General features: G+C 65.7%; 18 protein-coding genes. 10 read left to right on the forward strand and 8 right to left on the reverse strand.

All coding sequences use genetic code 11. The features are described 5' to 3' along the window. Nucleotides 1–170: 170 nt before the first annotated feature. Genes ACXJKC_RS16315 through ACXJKC_RS16325 form a run of 3 tightly spaced genes read right to left on the reverse strand, consistent with a single transcriptional unit; the run spans nucleotide 171 to nucleotide 2061 of the window. Entirely contained in the window at nucleotides 171–782 is a 612-nt protein-coding gene (locus tag ACXJKC_RS16315) for an energy-coupling factor transporter transmembrane component T family protein (protein ID WP_456697797.1), read from the reverse strand. After that, nucleotides 779–1477, reverse strand: coding sequence for an energy-coupling factor ABC transporter ATP-binding protein (locus ACXJKC_RS16320; protein WP_456697798.1), 699 nt, complete (start codon nucleotides 1475–1477; stop codon nucleotides 779–781). The genes ACXJKC_RS16315 and ACXJKC_RS16320 overlap by 4 nt, the downstream gene beginning before the upstream one ends. A gap of 2 nt (nucleotides 1478–1479) precedes the next feature. Beyond that, complete coding sequence (locus tag ACXJKC_RS16325; protein WP_456697799.1) at nucleotides 1480–2061, reverse strand: biotin transporter BioY; 582 nt, start codon at nucleotides 2059–2061, stop codon at nucleotides 1480–1482. A gap of 99 nt (nucleotides 2062–2160) precedes the next feature. Here ACXJKC_RS16325 and ACXJKC_RS16330 point away from each other — a divergent pair, with 99 nt between their 5' ends. Further along, a complete protein-coding gene (locus tag ACXJKC_RS16330; protein ID WP_456697800.1) occupies nucleotides 2161–2763 on the forward strand; it encodes a TetR/AcrR family transcriptional regulator C-terminal domain-containing protein in 603 nt (200 codons plus the stop codon). On the opposite strand, the gene ACXJKC_RS16335 is transcribed toward ACXJKC_RS16330, so the two are convergent. Continuing rightward, entirely contained in the window at nucleotides 2753–3250 is a 498-nt protein-coding gene (locus tag ACXJKC_RS16335) for an acyltransferase (protein ID WP_456697801.1), read from the reverse strand. The genes ACXJKC_RS16330 and ACXJKC_RS16335 overlap by 11 nt on opposite strands. Before the next feature lie 87 nt (nucleotides 3251–3337). Between ACXJKC_RS16335 and gmd the strand changes: the two genes are divergently transcribed. Genes gmd through ACXJKC_RS16350 form a run of 3 tightly spaced genes read left to right on the forward strand, consistent with a single transcriptional unit; the run spans nucleotide 3338 to nucleotide 6390 of the window. Next, complete coding sequence (gmd, locus tag ACXJKC_RS16340; protein WP_456697802.1) at nucleotides 3338–4342, forward strand: GDP-mannose 4,6-dehydratase; 1005 nt, start codon at nucleotides 3338–3340, stop codon at nucleotides 4340–4342. Further along, nucleotides 4339–5373: a GDP-mannose 4,6-dehydratase gene (locus ACXJKC_RS16345; RefSeq protein ID WP_456697803.1), complete on the forward strand. Its 1035-nt coding sequence runs from the start codon at nucleotides 4339–4341 to the stop codon at nucleotides 5371–5373. The genes gmd and ACXJKC_RS16345 overlap by 4 nt, the downstream gene beginning before the upstream one ends. A gap of 3 nt (nucleotides 5374–5376) precedes the next feature. Next, on the forward strand, nucleotides 5377–6390 hold the full coding sequence (locus tag ACXJKC_RS16350; RefSeq protein ID WP_456697804.1) for an alpha/beta hydrolase fold domain-containing protein: 1014 nt from the start codon (nucleotides 5377–5379) through the stop codon (nucleotides 6388–6390). On the opposite strand, the gene ACXJKC_RS16355 is transcribed toward ACXJKC_RS16350, so the two are convergent. Both ACXJKC_RS16355 and ACXJKC_RS16360 read right to left on the reverse strand, forming a co-directional pair. Beyond that, nucleotides 6323–7555 (reverse strand): glycosyltransferase family 4 protein, encoded by a 1233-nt coding sequence (locus ACXJKC_RS16355; RefSeq protein ID WP_456697805.1) that lies wholly within the window; start codon nucleotides 7553–7555, stop codon nucleotides 6323–6325. The two genes, ACXJKC_RS16350 and ACXJKC_RS16355, sit on opposite strands and share 68 nt — an antisense overlap. Nucleotides 7556–7564: 9 nt before the next feature. Continuing rightward, nucleotides 7565–8533: an NAD-dependent epimerase/dehydratase family protein gene (locus ACXJKC_RS16360; protein ID WP_456697806.1), complete on the reverse strand. Its 969-nt coding sequence runs from the start codon at nucleotides 8531–8533 to the stop codon at nucleotides 7565–7567. Nucleotides 8534–8726: 193 nt separating this feature from the next. Here ACXJKC_RS16360 and ACXJKC_RS16365 point away from each other — a divergent pair, with 193 nt between their 5' ends. Genes ACXJKC_RS16365 through ACXJKC_RS16380 form a run of 4 tightly spaced genes read left to right on the forward strand, consistent with a single transcriptional unit; the run spans nucleotide 8727 to nucleotide 12439 of the window. Beyond that, entirely contained in the window at nucleotides 8727–9845 is a 1119-nt protein-coding gene (locus ACXJKC_RS16365; RefSeq protein WP_456697807.1) for an acyltransferase family protein, read from the forward strand. After that, nucleotides 9842–10591, forward strand: coding sequence for an FkbM family methyltransferase (locus ACXJKC_RS16370; RefSeq protein ID WP_456697808.1), 750 nt, complete (start codon nucleotides 9842–9844; stop codon nucleotides 10589–10591). Before ACXJKC_RS16365 ends, ACXJKC_RS16370 begins: the two co-directional genes overlap by 4 nt. Then, nucleotides 10581–11354, forward strand: a complete 774-nt coding sequence (locus ACXJKC_RS16375) for a class I SAM-dependent methyltransferase (RefSeq protein ID WP_456697809.1) — start codon at nucleotides 10581–10583, stop codon at nucleotides 11352–11354. The genes ACXJKC_RS16370 and ACXJKC_RS16375 overlap by 11 nt, the downstream gene beginning before the upstream one ends. Beyond that, nucleotides 11351–12439 carry a glycosyltransferase gene (locus ACXJKC_RS16380; protein ID WP_456697810.1) on the forward strand — a complete coding sequence of 363 codons (1089 nt, stop codon included), beginning with the start codon at nucleotides 11351–11353 and terminating at the stop codon, nucleotides 12437–12439. Before ACXJKC_RS16375 ends, ACXJKC_RS16380 begins: the two co-directional genes overlap by 4 nt. Here the strand turns inward: ACXJKC_RS16380 and ACXJKC_RS16385 are convergent. Both ACXJKC_RS16385 and ACXJKC_RS16390 read right to left on the reverse strand, forming a co-directional pair. Continuing rightward, nucleotides 12360–13625 (reverse strand): hypothetical protein, encoded by a 1266-nt coding sequence (locus ACXJKC_RS16385; RefSeq protein WP_456697811.1) that lies wholly within the window; start codon nucleotides 13623–13625, stop codon nucleotides 12360–12362. The genes ACXJKC_RS16380 and ACXJKC_RS16385 overlap by 80 nt on opposite strands. Nucleotides 13626–13627: 2 nt before the next feature. After that, on the reverse strand, nucleotides 13628–15028 hold the full coding sequence (locus ACXJKC_RS16390) for a polysaccharide biosynthesis tyrosine autokinase (protein ID WP_456697812.1): 1401 nt from the start codon (nucleotides 15026–15028) through the stop codon (nucleotides 13628–13630). A gap of 142 nt (nucleotides 15029–15170) precedes the next feature. On the opposite strand from ACXJKC_RS16390, the gene ACXJKC_RS16395 reads away from it, so the two are divergent. Together ACXJKC_RS16395 and ACXJKC_RS16400 are read left to right on the forward strand one after the other, a co-directional pair. After that, nucleotides 15171–16517: a hypothetical protein gene (locus tag ACXJKC_RS16395; protein WP_456697813.1), complete on the forward strand. Its 1347-nt coding sequence runs from the start codon at nucleotides 15171–15173 to the stop codon at nucleotides 16515–16517. Continuing rightward, nucleotides 16492–17400, forward strand: a complete 909-nt coding sequence (locus tag ACXJKC_RS16400) for an FkbM family methyltransferase (RefSeq protein WP_456697814.1) — start codon at nucleotides 16492–16494, stop codon at nucleotides 17398–17400. Before ACXJKC_RS16395 ends, ACXJKC_RS16400 begins: the two co-directional genes overlap by 26 nt. Nucleotides 17401–17406 lie beyond the last annotated feature (6 nt).

The raw sequence follows: 17406 nt of genomic DNA on the forward strand, positions 1-17406 counted from the left end.
GTACTGTGTGTGTCCCCAGCGTCCTGCATCGGTTTTTCCGTCGGTCTGCTTGACGACGGCATAGTGATACAGGTTTGCGCGCAAGTAGCATTTCTCCAACGCTTCCTTGCGTCGCGGATAGAGGTCTGTGCGGATGTAGTATCGGCAGTCAAATCTTGGCCAGTTTGCATCTAGTCGTCGGCGATGCCGCGGGCGTGCAGGGCGTCGCCGGTCTCATAGGCGCGGGCGACGGTGCGGATCGCCATCGGGACGAGCAGTGCCCGGGGGCTGCGTTCGAGGCCGCGGGCCTTCGCCGCCGCTCGGGTCTCCTGAGCGATCTCGAGGATTCCGGGGATCGCGCGGATCATGAGCGAGAACGCGAGGGCGACCTTCTCGGGGTTGACGCCGAGCCGCCTGAACGGGCCGAGGCCGCGGGTTATCGCGTCCAGCATCGCGTCGATGGGGGTCGTGCCGGTGAACACCAAAGCCGCGATGACCAGAGCCAGCAGATCGCCGATGACATGGACTGCCGTCGGCCATCCGCGCTGCCACACCTGGAATGCCGTGACGAAGACGATGACCAGAAGCAGGGGGCGCATCGCGCGCAGAATCGAGCGCAGTGGGAGGCGAGCCCAGGCGACGAGCAACAGCGAGAAGGCGACGAATCCGATGGCCGTCCATGGGCCCTTCGCGACGACCGTGACGATGCCGTAGACAGCGAGCAGGCCGATCTTCGGACCGGCCGGGATCTTGTGGAGCAGAGTCGTACCGGGCTGGTAGGCGCCGAGCGGTGAGGTGATCATGCGTCGACCAGAGAGCGGTAGAACGCGACGGCTTCACGGGGATCGCCGTCGAAGGCGACGCGTGCGTCGTCGACCACGAGCACCCGGTCACAGCGTTCGGCCAGGTCGAGGTCATGGGTCACGAGCACGAGTTGCTGCGACAGTCCGAACAGGCGATCGGCGACCAGTCGGGTATTGCGCAGGTCGAGCAGGGTCGTCGGTTCGTCCGCGACGACGATCTGCGGGTCGGTTGCCAACACTCCGGCCAGTGCCAGCATCTGTTTCTGGCCGCCAGAGAGCGCGTGCACTGTCGTGTTGGCCTTGTCGGCGAGGCCTACCTCCGCGAGGATCTCGATCGCGCGGGTCTGACGGGCGGTCTTGTCCTTGATCGACCGGCGCAGCGACAAGGCGATGTCTTCCGCGCAGGTGGGCATCACGAGCTGGGCATCAGGGTTCGTGAACACGAATCCGACCTGACGGCGTACCGCCGAACCGTCCTTGTGGGTGTCGTTGCCATTGACGACGACGGTGCCGGAAGTCGGCTCGACCAGACCGTTGAGCAGACGGGCGAACGTCGACTTGCCCGATCCATTGCTGCCGATCAAGGCGATACGCCGCTCGGTCAGCGTCAACGTCGTCGGGTGGAGCAGAACGAGGTCGCCGCCCGGTGTGTTGACCGAGACGACGACCTCGTTGAAGCAGATGGAATCGAGCACGCTCAACTACGCGACGTCAATTTCGGGAACGCGCGGAGAACCGCAGCGGCAACGATGGCGGCCAACACGCCCTTGACGATATCGGCCACGAAGAACGGCGTGGCGTATCCCCATGCGACAGCGAGACTCACGTCGAACTTCCACGCCATGCCGAGGGTCCCGAGCGTGCCGACGACGGCGACCGTCACGATCGCCGCGACGATCGAGACCACGACGACGAATGACGCCGGATCGCGGCGAGCGACCCGATGTGCGACGAATCCGACGATCAGCGCGGCGATGGGGAAGGCGATCAGATATCCGACCGTTTCGCCGGCCCAGACGGCGGGCCCGGCCGCGCCCTTGGCGAAGACCGGGAGGCCGGCCGTGCCGACAGCGAGATACAGCACGACAGTCAGGAATCCGCGGATTGCGCCGAGGATCGATGCGGCGAGGAAGATCGCGAACATCTGGAGTGTGAAGGGGACGTTGATCGAGCCGACGGTCAGCTGCGCACAGACCGCGATGAACGCGGCGAATGTCGCGACCAGCGCGAGATCGGTGGTGTTCAGGCCGGCACTGCGCTTGAGGGTGGCATTGCTCATGGGTTCTGCTCCTGCACGGATACGAGGGGATTCAGCTTCCTGAACGGTGATCAGGTTAACGGCGTTCAGGTTAGCCTATAGACTTCCGATGCTGTCAATGTGACGTACCCGACCGGAGGCCCCATGCGTTATCGCCGTACTGACATCGTCGAGCGTGCTGTCGGCATCCTCGACCTGTACGGTCTTCCTGACCTGTCGATGCGAAGGATCGCTTCGGAGCTGGGATTGCAGCCTTCTGCGCTGTATCACCACTTCGCAAACAAACAGGAACTGCTCGCCGCGGTCGCCGACGAGGTGCTCGCCCGCGGAGCGCGAGCGGTGGACGCCGACGCACCCTGGGACGAGCAGGTCACCGCCATGAGCCGCGAACTGCGCGATGCGATGCTGGCCTACCGCGACGGTGCCGAGCTGGTCGCCACGGTGCATGCATTCGGCCTCGGGAGCCGGTCGCCATCGACGGGACTCGTGGCAGCGATTCGCAGTGCCGGATTCGATGAGTCCTTCGCCGTCGCGGCAGCGATGACGGTGCTGTACTTCACATTCGGCCATGTCTCGGACGAACAGACTCAGATGCAGGCCAACAGCCTCGGCGCGATCGACACCGATCCGCTCGGTCCGACCGGAGCCGACTCGTTCGACCTCGGACTGGAGTTGATCCTCGACGGGATCCGGCAGCGTCAGGGCGCGGCAGTCAGTCGCTGAGATCCTTGACCCGGCGCGCCGGAGCCCCGGCGTAGAAGCCGTTGGGCGCGCAGTCGGTCGTCACGACCGAGCCTGCTCCGATGATGCAACCCTCGCCGATCGTGACACCCGGCTGGATGATGACGTTGACGCCGACCCAAGTGCCGTCGCCGATCGTGATCGGCAATGACCGTTCGGCGCCCATGCGCCGGCCGGACGGGCCGACATCGTGCGTCGTGGTGATGAGTTGGGAGTAGAAGCCGATTCCGCAGTTGGCGCCGATCGTGATGCGGGCGCCGGCCTCGAACAGGACGCACCAGTTGATCGTGGTGTTCTCGCCGATCGACACATTGGGGCTGCTGAAGATGAATCGGGGATGGATCTCCTTGCTGCGGGTGTCGACACCCCAGGCTCGCAGGATCCGGTAGCGGAGACCGCGCGGCATCAGCTGGGCCGCGACGACGGAGTTGACGAAGGCGCGGACGACGACGCGGAGCACATTCTTCACGGCGGCGACACTATCAACCGCATCGCATGTGCGGGGTGTACCGCGCCAGGGTCGTCACCTCGGAGCAGCCGTCTCGTTAGGTAGGGCATGAAGCGAGCGTTCATCACAGGAATCACCGGACAGGACGGCTCCTATCTGGCCGAGCTGCTGCTGGCCAAGGGTTATGACGTCCATGGGCTGGTGCGCCGTTCGTCGTCGTTCAACCGCGGACGGATCGACCCGATCTGGGCGTCCGAACCCGCTGCGGCCGAGCACTTGCATCTGCACTACGGAGATATGACCGACGGTGTCAGCCTGGTCAACCTGATCCGCGATATCCGGCCCGACGAGGTGTACAACCTCGCCGCGCAAAGTCACGTCAAGGTGTCGTTCGAGATGCCCGAGCACACCGCTTCGGCCGACGGGGTCGGTACGATCCGATTGCTGGAGGCGATCCGCGCCGCGGGACTGAATTCGCGGTTCTACCAGGCGTCGACGTCGGAGATGTTCGGCGCGACCCCGCCGCCGCAGGACGAGAAGACGATGTTCTACCCGCGGTCGCCCTACGGCGCCGCCAAGCTCTACGCGCACTGGGTCACGGTCAACTACCGCGAGGCGTACGACATGTTCGCGGTGTCGGGGATCTTGTTCAACCACGAGTCGCCGCGACGGGGCGAGACGTTCGTGACCCGCAAGATCACCCGGGCCGTCGCGCGCATCAAGGCCGGTACGCAAAAGGAGCTCGTGCTCGGCAATATCGACTCGATCCGCGACTGGGGATACGCCAAGGAATACGTTGAGGGCATGTGGCGGATGTTGCAGCAGGACGAGGCAAGCGACTATGTGCTGGCGACCGGGACCGGGACGACGGTGCGTGAGTTCTGCGATCTTGCCTTCAGCCACGCGGGGCTCGACTGGCAGGAGTTCGTGAAGTACGACGAACGCTACGAGCGTCCGACCGAAGTCGATGCGCTGTTGGGCGATCCGACCAAGGCACGTGAGGTGCTGGGCTGGAAGGCCGAGACGTCGACGCCCGAGCTGGCCGCGTTGATGGTCGATGCCGACATCGAGGAGTTCGCCCGCGGAGGGGTTCAGGTCGAACCCGCCCGATGACCTCTCGTTTCACCGCGCTCATCCTGGGTGTCGCGGGCCAGGACGGCACCCTGCTGGCGCGTCAGCTTCTGGCGGCGGGCCGCCGGGTGGTCGGGACGGTACGTCCGGAGAGCCCACTCGTTCGTGCGCCGTACCTGCGGGGCGTCGAGGTCGTGCCGCACGATGTCTGCGACACGGCCGGCTTCGCCCACCTGCTGCAGGTCCATCGGCCCGACGAGGTCTACAACCTGGCCGGCTTCACGTCCGTCGCTGCCAGCTGGACGCATCCGGCGTCGGCGGTGGCGGCCAATTTCGAGGCCGTCGAGGGAATTCTCGACGTTCTCGTGCGCCTGCGGGACGCAACCGGGGCGGCACCGCGGTTCTTCCAGGCATCGAGCTCGGAGGTCTTCGGGCCCGACCGTCCAGAGCCGCTCGACGAGCTCGCTGCGCATGACCCTCGGAGCCCTTATGGCGAATCGAAGAGTCGCGCGCATTTGGCGACCCAGCACGCGCGCGAGATCGACGGGCTGCACGCCAGCGTCGGCATCTTGTTCAACCACGAGAGCCCCTTGCGGGGTGCGGGTTACGTGACCGGAAAGATCACCAGGGCTGCTGCCGAGATCGCGGCGGGTACACGTGAACAGGTCGTACTGGGCAATCTGGACGTCTCGCGCGACTGGGGCTGGGCTGACGACTACGTCGCCGCGATGGCGCTGATGCTGGGCCGCGATCAGCCGTCCGACTTCGTGCTGGCCACCGGACAGCGGCACACGTTGCGCGAGCTGTTGGAAGCTGCGTTCAAGGGAGCCGGCGTCGATGATCCCTGGGCGTATGTCGTGCAGGATCCCGATTTGATGAGGCCGGTCGACGGGCCGGGTTGTGTCGGCGACCCAGGCCGGGCCGAACGGGAGCTGGGTTGGCGCAGAACCATGGACTTCGACGCCATGATCGCGAACATGGTCGCTGTCGACATCGTGCGGGTGCGGACGGGTATCGAGCAGAATCCGGCCTATGTGCGTCCGGCGGTTCCGATGTGCGAGGCCAGGGGGTGAGATGTGGTTGATCTGCGTTCCCGCAGGTGGCGCTACTGGGCGTGGGGGATCGGGACGGTCGTGATCGTGACCGCGATCCTTCTGGCATTCCTCTTGGGGCCCTGGCGCCAGGCCTATCTCGACCAGCGCCGGTTGACTGAGCAGCAACAGGCGATTCCGCCGATGAGTCAGTTCGTACCGGACACCGTCACGGGCCGCCAGGACATCGCCTACGGTTCCGATGAACGGGAGACGCTGGATGTGTGGTTCCCCAGAGACCTCGCGGCCAGGGAAGCGTTGCCCGCGATCGTCTGGGTCCACGGCGGAGGCTGGATCGGTGGCAGCAAGGCCGATATCGCGCCGTACATCCAGATCCTGGCAGGCAAGGGCTTCACCACGATCGGAGTCAACTACTCGCTGGCGCCGGATCAGGAGTTTCCCCGCCAGATCCAGCAGCTCAACGCAGCGCTCGGTTATGTGACCCAGCACGCCGAGGAACTGCACGTGGACCCGTCGCAGATAGTGCTGGCCGGCGATTCCGGCGGTGCGCACATCGCGGCGAAACTCGCGGCCGGGGTCACCGACTCGACGGCTGCAGAAGCGTTGGACCTGATGCCGGCGGTGCAGCCCGAGCAGCTCGCAGGCCTGATCCTGGCGTGCGGAGCTTTTGATCTGGGTGCGCTCGTCGATGACGTCGGCGGAGTCGTCAAGGACTATGTCGAGGCGTATGTCGGCACGACCTCGCTGAAGCGGCGATTGGCCAGGGCTTCGGTCGACGATGGTGTGACGCGTGCCTTCCCGCCGACCTGGTTGTCCGGCGGAAACGCCGATCCGCTCACCCCGCAGGTCAAGGAGTTCGCGTCCACGCTGACATCACGGGGCGTGGACGTCGAGACGATGTTCTGGGCGAAGGACCACGCGCCGCCGTTGGGCCATGAGTACCAGTTCAACTTGGGACTCGCGGAATCGGTCAAGACGCTCGAGAGCGCCGTGGCCTTCGCGCAGAAACACACCTCTCCCGCTGGGGCGGTGCGTTAGCGTCCACCCGAGCGTCGGGCGTGGACGCTAACGCCCGCGTGCGTGCGCCGATATCGCGCACGAGATCGGGATCGCCTGACAGATCCGCCAGCCACGCCACAGCCGATTTCGCGCCGACCTCGGTGGGATCGACGACGAATCCGCCGCTGTCGACGATATCGAGTGCGGCCGGATTGTCGTCGGGCATCAGGCCCAGGATGGGTCGGCCGGCGGCCATGTACGACAACACCTTGCTCGGGATCGAGAATGCGGTCGCGTCGGGCTCGAGCAGGGCCACGAGGACGTCGGCCGAGCTCAGCACATCGGGCAGATTGTCAGCGGGCTGGAATGGCAGCACGCGCATCGGCAGGTCCGGATCGTCATGGGCGGTCTGTGCGAGCTCGTCGGCTGCTTCACCCTCGGAGATGATCGCGAGGGACGCATCGATGCCGTTGTCACGGGCGGCGTGCAGGAGCGAGACCAAGAGATCGGGATTGTGCTTGCGCCCGATCGTCCCGGCGTACACAAGGCGAAGCGATGTCTCGTCGTCGAATAGATGCGCCGACCGGCGGTTGCTCCGGCCTACGGGGAAGACCTTGTCGAGCGGTGCCCAGTTCGGCACGACCGAGACACGGGTGGGCTCGACCCTCCAGGCGGGGTAGACAGCGCGGAACGCCTCGCCGATCGCGACGACGTGGCTGGCTTTGCGGGCGCAGTAGGCCTCCATGCGCTCGAATGCCATCGCACCGATCGCGGCCATGGGACGGGGTAGCTTGCGGCGCAGCTCGTCGGCGAGGCCGTAGCTGTAGATGTCCTGATGCCAGAACACGTAGGGCAGCTTGGTCCGACGCGCGAACATCGCGAACATGAACATCGAGATCAGCGGCAGATTGCACGCGATCGCGACGTCGGGACGGTCGGTGCGCAGGTGCTTGATCCACGCTCGCCCGTACGCGTATTCGAATCGCAGCCGGGCCAGGGGCGCGTATTTCTGGAACGGCAGGCTCAACGCGATGCCCCGGAAGCTCAACAGTGGGCTGTCGGCGGGCTGATGTTCCAGATGCCCCTTGCCGGAGATGTACTGCTGGGAGAAGACGTGCTCGACGGTGTGCCCGTGGGCGGCGAGCCGCCTGGACAGCTCGACCTGGAACGGGTGCCCCGAGAAGTCGTGCAGCTGGATCTTCATCGTCGGGACCTAGCCGCGGGCGGCGAGCTGGTCGTAGATCCAGGTGTACGTGCGTTCCAGGCCGGTGCGCAGTGAGATCGAGGGCTCCCACCCGTAGATGCTGCGGAACAGCTCATTGTCGCTGTTGCGGCCGCGCACTCCCTGGGGTGCCGACAGATCATGGTTCTTGGCCACCGTGATGCCGGCGATGTCTTCCAGGACCGCGATCATCTGGTTGATCGTGACGAGTTCTGCCGATCCGAGGTTGACGGGTTCGACGTTGTCGCCGGCGAGGATCTCCTGGGTGCCGCGCACGCAGTCGTCGATGTACATGAAGCTGCGGCTCTGCTCGCCGTCACCCCACACCTCGATCGTGTGATCGCCGCTGAGCTTGGCCAAGGCGATCTTGCGCGACAGTGCGGCCGGGGCCTTCTCGCGTCCACCCTCGAACGTGCCGTCGGGGCCGTAGACGTTGTGATAGCGGGCGACCCGGGTCTGCAGGCCGAAGTCCTCGCGGAAGTGCCTGGCCATCCGCTCGCTGAAGAGCTTCTCCCAGCCGTAGCCGTCCTCGGGATCTGCCGGGTAGGCGTCGGACTCCTTGAGCGCGGTGACGTTGGGATCGGTCTGCTTGTTCCCGGCGTACACGCACGCCGAGCTGCTGTAGAAGAGGCGTTCGGTTCCCGCGTCCCGCGCGGCGACCAACATATTGGTGCTCTGGAGCACCGAGAGCATGCACTCGGCCTTGTTGTTCTCGATGAAGCCCATGCCGCCCATGTCGGCTGCGAGGTTGTAGATCGAGTGGGTGCCGACCGCGACCTTCTGGGCATCGCCCATGTCGGCGCAGTCTCCTTGGACGTTCTCGGCGTCTGGATGCACTTGGTACCAGTCGGTTTGCGGCTTGACGTCGACCGCGCGGACGTCACGTCCTTGGGCCAGCAGGTCCTTCACGAGGTGTCCACCGATGAAGCCTCCGGCTCCGGTCACCAGAACAGTCATCATGTTCCCCATCTCGGTATCGCAGTGAGTTCTGCATCCCCAACGAGCAACCGGGCATTAGGTCCCGCAATTTCTCAGGACTAAGGGCATGTGAACGCGTAACCGCATATCGGGGCGACTCGTTGAACCGGCGTCTGAGTCGTCCAGCAATCGCGAGGGGTATCGAGTGCCGCAGAAGATGCCGACGCTGGCGTGGATGGATTCCATTCGCGCGATCGCGTGCGCCGCGGTCATTGTGTGGCACGGGTTCTTGACCATCGTGCCGGTCGCGCCGTCGAGCGGTCAGCAGATCGTCAGCCTGCCCCTCGGCGCCGCGGCGAGGGAGGCCGTCGTGGTTTTCGTGCTGCTGTCGGGATATCTGCTGGGACGGCATTGGCGCGGCGGTTTCACGCACGACGACCTGGGCGCGACGTTCAGGGTCTACATGCTGCGTCGGACCTGGCGCATGGTGCCGGCCTACTGGGCGGCCTTGGCGTTTGCGGTGATCTTGATGCTCGCGTTCGGACTCGACCAGGCGCAAGGAACCCACTGGGACAGCGGTCTGCCGCTGACCTGGTGGCGGGTCACGACCGACTTCCTGATGATCAGTGACGTGCTGGGCCACGTCCCGGTCAGCCACCAGCTCTGGACCGTCCCGATCGAGTACCACCTCTACCTCATGGCGCCGCTCGTGATCTTGATCCGGCGTCGCTCCTTGGTGCTGCTGTTCGGGGCGACGCTGACCCTGCTCGTGGTGTTCGCCCTGCCGCACTTCCACGCACCGTTTTTCATCTTCGCGTTCATCGCGGCATTCTGGGTCGGCGCGAGACGCCAGGGGTTGTCCACCACGCGACGGGCCGATACTGCGCACATGATGGCGCCCGTCGTGGCGCTGAGCCTGCTGCTGGCCGTTGTCGTGATGGCCTTCGGACCCCTGCCGCAGAGCACTGGGCGCTACTTCGTGCTCGACGCTCTGGTCAGCCCGCTGTTCCTGGCGTGGATCTTCCACGCCGACGTCACCGGCAGCCGGTCGTATCTGATCCGGATCCTGAGCTGGCGCTGGCTGCGTTGGCTCGGTCAACGGTCGTATTCGCACTATCTCGTGCACGCCGTGGTCCTGGAGATGCTGTGGCGGTTCATCGTCCGTCCCCTCGAACTGGGCGGTGACACAGCCGATATCTGGGCCATGGTCGTGGCGGGCTACATCGGGAGCCTCGTCGTGGCCGTCGCGTTCTACCGGGCGGTGGAACTGCCCACCGCTCGCAAATCGAGCCGTATCGGGGTCCCCCGCACACGGCCGGCACCTACTGATCGAGTCAGCTCGGAGGCACCGTGAACGACCAAGGCCTGAAGAACCGCATGCGTGAGGTCGCCAAGCTCGGCGTCCGGCGCGGTCTGCAACGTGCCGATCTGTCGATCGGTCGCGATCCGTACGTCCGCCGCCTCGTGCGGGCGTTGGAGCACGGAGGCATCGACACCGTGCTCGACGTCGGCGCGAACGTCGGGCAGTTCGGCCGGATGGTCCGCACCGCCGGATTCGACGGCCGGATCATCTCGATCGAGCCCCTCGCCACCGCCTTCGAACAGCTCTCGCGGCGGGCGTCGGCCGATCCGCAGTGGCAATGCGTCAACACCGCGGTGGGAGCCGAACCCGGCGCGACACAGATCAACGTCTCGGCCAACTCCTATTCGTCCTCGTTGCTGACCATGACCCGCGAGCACCTGGCCGCGGACCCCGAGTCGCAGGTCATCGGTACCCAAGACATCGACGTCGTGACGGTCATCGACCTGGTCGCCGCCCACGACATCGTGCCCGCCAGGACATTGCTCAAGATCGACACCCAGGGTTACGAACAACAGGTCCTCGACGGCGCGGGGACGCTCGTGGACGAGTTCGCGGCGATCCAGTTGGAGCTGTCGTTCGTCGAGTTGTACGAGGGACAACGACTGTACGGCGACCTCGTCGAACAGATGACCGGACACGGTCTGACGATGTGGAGCATCGAGACCGGGATCTCCGACGACGCCGGTCGTCTCCTGCAATGCGACGGACTCTTCCTGAGGAGCAGAAATGGACGTTGAGAGCTTCAGTCCCGATCCCGTGCTGCGGCGGCTCTATCCCGAGGCGGCGGTCGGTGGATTCTCCCGACTCGACGGGCAGGTCGAGTTCTACACCCGGATCAATGCGCTGGTCGGCGAGTTGAGCCGGGTCCTCGACTTCGGTGCAGGTCGTGGCCATTGGGCCGTCGACCCGATGCCGGAGATGTCGCGCCGTCTGCGGATGCTGCGTGGCCGCGTCGCCGAAGTCGTCGGCACCGACGTCGACCCGGCAGTGCTGACCAATCCGGCCCTCGATGCCGCGCAGGTCGTGGCATTGGGAGATCAGTTGCCCTTCGAGGCCGGAGCGTTCGACCTGGTGATCGCCGATCACGTCTTGGAGCACGTCAATGCCGACGATGCGCAGGATGTGGCCGACGACGTCATGCGAGTGCTCAAGCCCGGTGGTTGGTTCGCGGCCCGGACCCCCAACAAGTGGGGCATGATCGGCGTCGGTGCCCGGGCGGTGCCCAACAGCCTGCACGTGCGGACGTTGCGTCGTCTGCAGCCCGACCGCAAGGCCGAGGACGTCTTCCCGACCCGCTACACCATGAACACCCGCCGTGATCTGGGCCGACTCTTCGCGGCCCACGATCTGCACGTCTACGGGCACACCAGCGAGCCGACGTACTTCGGACGTTCGCCTGTGGCTTGGCGGCTCGCTGCCGGCCTGGGTCGCCTGACACCGCCGCGCTGGGCGCCGACGCTGATGATCTTCGTGCAGAAGTCCGGAAGGCCGAACGGTTGAGGATCGTCGTCGAGGCGATGTGCGCCGAGTTCGGCGGCATCCGCACGTACGTCGAACATCTGTTGGCCAAGTGGTCCGAGGCATTTCCCGAAGACGAGCTGCATGTCATCGTCCCGATCGGCTCGTCCCTGCCGACCGCGGGTCACGTGCGCCATGAGATCGCGGTGCGCCGGCCGGCCTCGATCGGACGTCCGCTGGCTCAGACCAAGTCGCTGCGACGTCTGACCCGCCAACTGAATTCCGATGCGGTATTGGCCACTTTGCCGTCGACGACAGTCCTGAAACCGGGGCGGCCGATGGCGGTCGTCCTCTACGATCTGCGCCACGAGCTGCGACCCGAGCAGTTCAGCCGCAAACGCCGGATCTTGCGGCGGATCTCGTACTCACGCGGATATCAGTTGGCGGACGGCATCATCTCGATCTCCCAGCGCAGTCTGGATGATCTGCACGAGCGACATCCCTCGACCCGCGCGACTCCTTCGGCGGTTGCGCATCTGGGTGCCGATCACGTCGAGCAGTGGCCGTCGCCGGCAGGTGTCGGGCCGTGCGTGACGTTCGCGCACCACACCAACAAGAACGTCGGTCTGCTGGTCGACGGCTGGTCAGAACTCGTCCGGCGCGGCGGCGACGTTCCGCCGCTTCTGATGCTGGGTGTCCCTAGATCGCAGCAGGACGAGCTGATCGCCCAGCTCACGGCTCAGGACTTGAACGAGTACGTGCAATTGGCGCCGTTCCTGCCTGAGGACAGATTTCAACAGGTCATGGCGGAAGCGGAGATGGTCGTGTTCCCCACCGACTTCGAGGGATTCGGCCTGCCGGTCGTCGAAGGCATGCTGCTGGGATCTCCGGTCGTGATCGGCCCCGAACGCGCGACCAACGAGATCGCGGGCGGGCACGCGACGATCATGTCCGAATGGAGTCCGACCGCCTTGGCGGACGCCGTGACGGCCGCCGGCGCCATGACGGCAGATCAGCGCGAGGCGGCCCGTGATCACGCGGCAGCGTTCACCTGGGTTCGGACAGTGCGACAGACTCGGGCGATGCTGATGCAGCTTGCGGCCACAGGATCATCACCAGGCTCGTGACGGTCGCGACCAGTCCCGCCAGCAGCATCACGAAGCAGGAGCCCTCGACACCCCACTGACGGCTCAGGGGAAAAATCAGGACGACGAACACCGCAAGGCCCGAGGTCTCGGCCCAGGTCGCCAGCAGCGGGCGTCCCATGCCTTGCAGCATGCCCGCCGTGAGGCGACGTAGACCGAGGAACAGGCCGGCTGTGACCAGGATCCGGGTGGCGGGCACGGCGGCTGCCGCCTCGGAGCCGAAGGCGAGTTCGAGGCCGGGGTCGATCACGAGCTGGATCGCGGCGACGACGGCAAGACCTGTCCCCGCGCCGATGACGATCCAGCGGCGGCAGTGCGCCCTCTGGGCCGCGGGATCCGTGATCGAGGCGACCGTGGGGGTGCAGACGCTCGTGAGCGCCAGGAGGACCAGAACCGGTCCGGTCTCGAACGCCAGCGCGACGATGTACAGCCCCAGCTCGGTGTGCGAGAGGATCAGCCCGACCGCCAGCTGGTCGAGGCCGAGATTGTCGATCGGTGCGGCGGCGGTGACGAAGGCGCGGCGGGCATAGGAGCGCAACACTGGAAGTGCGGGGACATCCGCGACCGTCGCGGGACCAGGTCGGCGGACCAGCCACACGCCGATCACCGCGACGGCGAACCAGCTGATGAAGAACAGCACCAGGATCAACAGGATCGAGGCGCGGCCGATGAACGCGACGACGATGATCGCGACGGTGTAGCTCAGGCCCGGCACGGCCTGGAGCACCGCGAGGGCGTTGAAGCGTTTGGCGCCGGTCAGGCAGGCCAATGCCAGCACCGCGACCATGATCGAGGCGATTCCGGTCATCGCGAGCAATGCCTCGGCGAGGGGATGGGTCAGATCCGTCGCGAACCGTGAGGCGGCGAGTATCCCGAGGGCGCCGAGGACCGCGATCAGGGCCGTCTTGCGCAGATAGCGGCCCAGGTAGGCGTCCAGCAGCGCGCGAGGATCGGTGTCACCCCGGGCGATGAAGTACGCGAACGCCTGGGGGAGGCCCCACGGTCCGACCTGACTGATCAGCAGCACCGTCGCGACGATCAACGCGACCTCGCCGCGCGCCTCCACACCGAGCAGTCTGACCGTCAGCGGGCCGGTGACGACCAGGCCGGCCTGGGTGATCAGCGACGATGCGAGGACCCGTGTCGCCGGATGCCTGAGGCTCGGCACGCCTAGGTCTTGGCTCGCTTGTTGTGACGGTTGGTCGGCTGGTACGCGTTGTAGCCGTACTGGTCGTAGTCGCCCTGGCCCTTGGTGGGTGCCCGGTTGAGGATCACGCCGAGGACGTTGCCGCCGACGTCGCGCAGGCCTTTGACAGTGTCGGCGAGCGGTCCCTTCTTGGTGTGCCGGTAGCGGCTGACGACGATCGTGCCGTCGACCATCGACGTCAGCTGGCGGGCATCGGCGAACATCCCGGCCGGTGGGCTGTCGAGGATCACGATGTCGAAGTCGTTGGCGAGTTTATCGAGCACCTCGGCGAGCACCTCGGTCGACAAGACATCGGCCGGATTGGGCGGCAGCGGCCCGGACGACAGCAGCATGAGGTGGCTGTCGTTGACCGGCTGGAGCGCTTCCTCGATGGCGGCGCGGCGTAGCAGCACCGAGGTGACGCCGACCGAGCGTTCGAGGCCCAGCCGTTCGGCAAGCATGGGACGACGCAGGTCGAGGTCGACCAGTGCCACCCGCATGCCGGTTGCGGCGTACACCGCAGCGAGGTTGGCGCAGACGAATGACTTGCCTTCACCGGGGCCCGTCGAGGTCACGAGCAGTTTGCGTGGTTGACGGTCGAGCGAGGCGAACTGCAGATTGACCCGGAGCTGGCGGAATGCCTCGGCGGCCGGAGTGTTCTCGCTGAACGAGATCAATGTACTCGGCGCTTCGCCGTTGCGGCCTCGTTTCTTGGCCGAACGGGTCGGGATGGGGCCGAGCGTCGCGAGTTCGATGTCCTCGAGGTCGCTGACCGTCTTGACCGTGTCGTCCAGGAGATCGCGCAGAGCGGCCAGCGCGATGCCGAGCAGGAATCCGGCGAACAGCGCCGCGATGATGTTGAGACCGATCTTCGGGGACGTCGGGGACGTCGGCAGCGTCGGCGTCTCCATCGCGCTGACCGTGATGGGCGAGGACTCGCCGTCAGCGACGTCGACCTCGGCCACGACCCGGTTGTAGTTCGTGATGATCGAGTTGGCGATCGCGCTCGCACGGTCGGCCGATTCGTCCGTGACGACGATCGTGACCAGGACCGTCCCGAACTCGACGGATGTCTTGACCTGGCTGGCGATCTCGGCAGGTGACACGTTCAGGTTGAGATCGGCGATAACCGTCTCGGCCATCTTCTCCGATGAGGCGATCGCGGCATAGCTCAAGACCTTCTGCTGTGCGTATATGCCGGCGCCGAGAGCCGAGCTGATGTCCTGATTCTGCCCGGAGTTGGAGACGAATACGCGCGCACGCGATTCGTACTTCGGAGTGATCAGCAAAGTGATGACGGTGGCGAGAGCGACCAGCACCGCCATGGTCAGCACAATCACACGCCAGCGCTGCGAAATGCGGCGGACGTAATCGGTCAGCGTCACGTGCGGTGTCCTCCTCAGCGGCCAGAACGATCCGGCCTGCGGGACAAAAGTATGTCATCGGACGGGACCTTAGGCCTAGGATGGGGCTTCCGTTGGCACTTTTTCGTGAGTGCCGTTTCACAAGCACCGTCTCAGGAGCGATGTGTCCCAAGCCCTTGTGAGCCGGTTGGACCCGGACGCTCGGCTGCGTTTTGCTGCCCTTGCCATCAGTGCGTGTGCGTTCGTCGCCTTGACGTTCAAGCTCTCACCGGCTCTCGCGCTCATGTTCAGCGCGGTGTTGGCCCTGGTGGTGCTCGTGATCGGCTTGCACGCCAACCGGCTCATCACGGCTCTGTTGCCGTTCGCGATCGTTGCGGTGCTGCTCCCGCTCAACGGAATCCGTCCCGCGACAGGTGTGTCGATCGGCGATATCGCCCTGGTTCTCGCGGGGGTGGCAACGCTGCCGTTCGCGCGCCGGGCCACTCCGCCGGGCACCGTGATGGTCGTCCTCGTCGGAACCTTCCTGGTGACCGCGGGCGGGCTGATCGGCATGGCGAGCTCGCAGGACTGGGCCGGTACGGGCCAGATGCTCAAATTCATCGCGGGCGCACCCATGGTCATCATCATCGTGACGTTCATGAATCCGCGCCAAAAGGTCGCGATCATGTTGGTGATCTTCTACGCGCTGGGCGGGTTCATCAGCTCGGTGGCCGCGTTGATGGGCCGCAACGATCCGGCGCTGCAGCGTGCCTCCGGCTTCGGTGCGCACCTGGGGCACCTCGGGCTGGCGGCGATGTTCGGCGCGTTCGTCTTCCTGGGGTGGTTCTTGTCGACGTCCAACAACCTGGTGCGTGCCGCATCGGCCTTGATGGGTGCTGTGTGCGTCTACGGGATGCTGTTGACCGGCATGCGGTCCGCGGTGCTGGGCGTCGTCCTCGGCGTCATCTTCATCGCCTGCTGTGCCCGTCTCAAAGGCATCGCCCTCGCGGTGGGCGGTGGGATATTGGGGCTGGCGCTGCTCATCGCGCTGATGCCGTACCTGCCCGCCAGTGAGAACCTGCTGCGAATCGTCGGACGGGGTGAACGTCAAGGACTGCTCAGTGCGAGCAACGACGCGCACATCGCGGTGTTCTGGGATTCGCTGCACGTCATCGGGACGCATCCGTGGACCGGCGTTGGTTTCGGGGAGGCGTTGGCGGCTCACAACCTCGTGCTGCAGACGGTCAATCTCGGCGGCCTGATCGCGCTGATCGGACTGCTCATCATCTGGGTCACATTCTTCCTGGTCGTGTTCGATCGCTTCCGGATCGGTATGACCAAGGACACATCGATGCAGACGTGCCTTTTGGCCGCGGTGATCGGTTATTTCGTCATCGCCCAGTTCGAACCGCTGATCTGGGACCGGCACTTGTGGTTCTTCATCACCCTGACGTACTTCGCCCAGCGACCCGATCCGAATCCGAGCACTGTCGAAGGAGCCGAGTATGAGCCAGCGCCCGCGCACGTCTGAGAATCTGGTCCAGCGGGTCGTCCGGCGGATCGGCTGGGCAGTGCGGGGGACCTGGCCGCACCGCTCAGTCAGGCGCAATGTGCAGGGTGTCGATCTGTGGCTCCCGTGGTCGCACCGGCTGCCCGACTACGCACGTCTCGCGCCGTCGTACGGTCAGAATCTGGTCGAGCTCGCAGCCTTGCTCGCGGTCGACGACACTCCGTTGACGGTCATCGACGTCGGCGCGAATGTGGGCGACTCGACGTTGCAGATCATGAACGCCGTCGAGTCTCGTGTTCTGTGCGTCGAGGCAGACGGATTCTTCCTGGAGTACCTGCGGCGCAATGTCGGTGACGATCCGGGGGTCACGATCGAGGCCTCCCTGTTGGAACCCGGCGAGGCGGCCGAATCGGTGCAGAAGGCACCGGTCAGAGTCGGCGGCACGACCCGGTTCGAGCCAGGCACGTCGACGGAGACCGCGCCGACCGTCTCGACCACGGAACTGCGCCGCCGTCACCCGGATCTCGACCGGCTGCGGCTCGTGAAGTCCGACACCGACGGCTATGACGTCGTGCTGGTGCCTGCCTTGGCGCGGGCGTGGTCGGAGTCGTCGCCGGTGCTGTTCTTCGAATACGACCACGTGTTGTCGCGGATCGCGGACAATCATCCGCTCCTGGTCTGGGAGGAGCTGGCCGAGCTCGGCTACAGCGAGGTCGCGGTGTGGGACTACAGCGGCCAGCCGCTGGGGCGTGTCGCGGTGGGAGACATGGCGGTCGCCGCGACGGCATTGGACGGGACTCCCGACGACCGATCGCACATCTACTGGGACGTGGCCGTCGCGCACCGAGATGACGAGGTGGCGTTGGCCGCGCTTCACCAGCTGGTCCCCAGCCAGCTCATCTGATCCTGG

Source organism: Aeromicrobium sp. P5_D10 (assembly GCF_054049535.1).

Excerpts from the sequence above, each read along its gene's own strand:
- ACXJKC_RS16325 (WP_456697799.1), bottom strand. The coding sequence starts at position 2,061 with ATGAGCAATGCCACCCTCAAGCGCAGTGCCGGCCTGAACACCACCGAT.
- ACXJKC_RS16375 (WP_456697809.1), top strand. The coding sequence starts at position 10,581 with ATGGACGTTGAGAGCTTCAGTCCCGATCCCGTGCTGCGGCGGCTCTAT.
- ACXJKC_RS16345 (WP_456697803.1), top strand. The coding sequence starts at position 4,339 with ATGACCTCTCGTTTCACCGCGCTCATCCTGGGTGTCGCGGGCCAGGAC.
- ACXJKC_RS16315 (WP_456697797.1), bottom strand. The coding sequence starts at position 782 with ATGATCACCTCACCGCTCGGCGCCTACCAGCCCGGTACGACTCTGCTC.
- gmd (WP_456697802.1), top strand. The coding sequence starts at position 3,338 with ATGAAGCGAGCGTTCATCACAGGAATCACCGGACAGGACGGCTCCTAT.
- ACXJKC_RS16400 (WP_456697814.1), top strand. The coding sequence starts at position 16,492 with ATGAGCCAGCGCCCGCGCACGTCTGAGAATCTGGTCCAGCGGGTCGTC.
- ACXJKC_RS16355 (WP_456697805.1), bottom strand. The coding sequence starts at position 7,555 with ATGAAGATCCAGCTGCACGACTTCTCGGGGCACCCGTTCCAGGTCGAG.
- ACXJKC_RS16360 (WP_456697806.1), bottom strand. The coding sequence starts at position 8,533 with ATGATGACTGTTCTGGTGACCGGAGCCGGAGGCTTCATCGGTGGACAC.
- ACXJKC_RS16365 (WP_456697807.1), top strand. The coding sequence starts at position 8,727 with ATGGATTCCATTCGCGCGATCGCGTGCGCCGCGGTCATTGTGTGGCAC.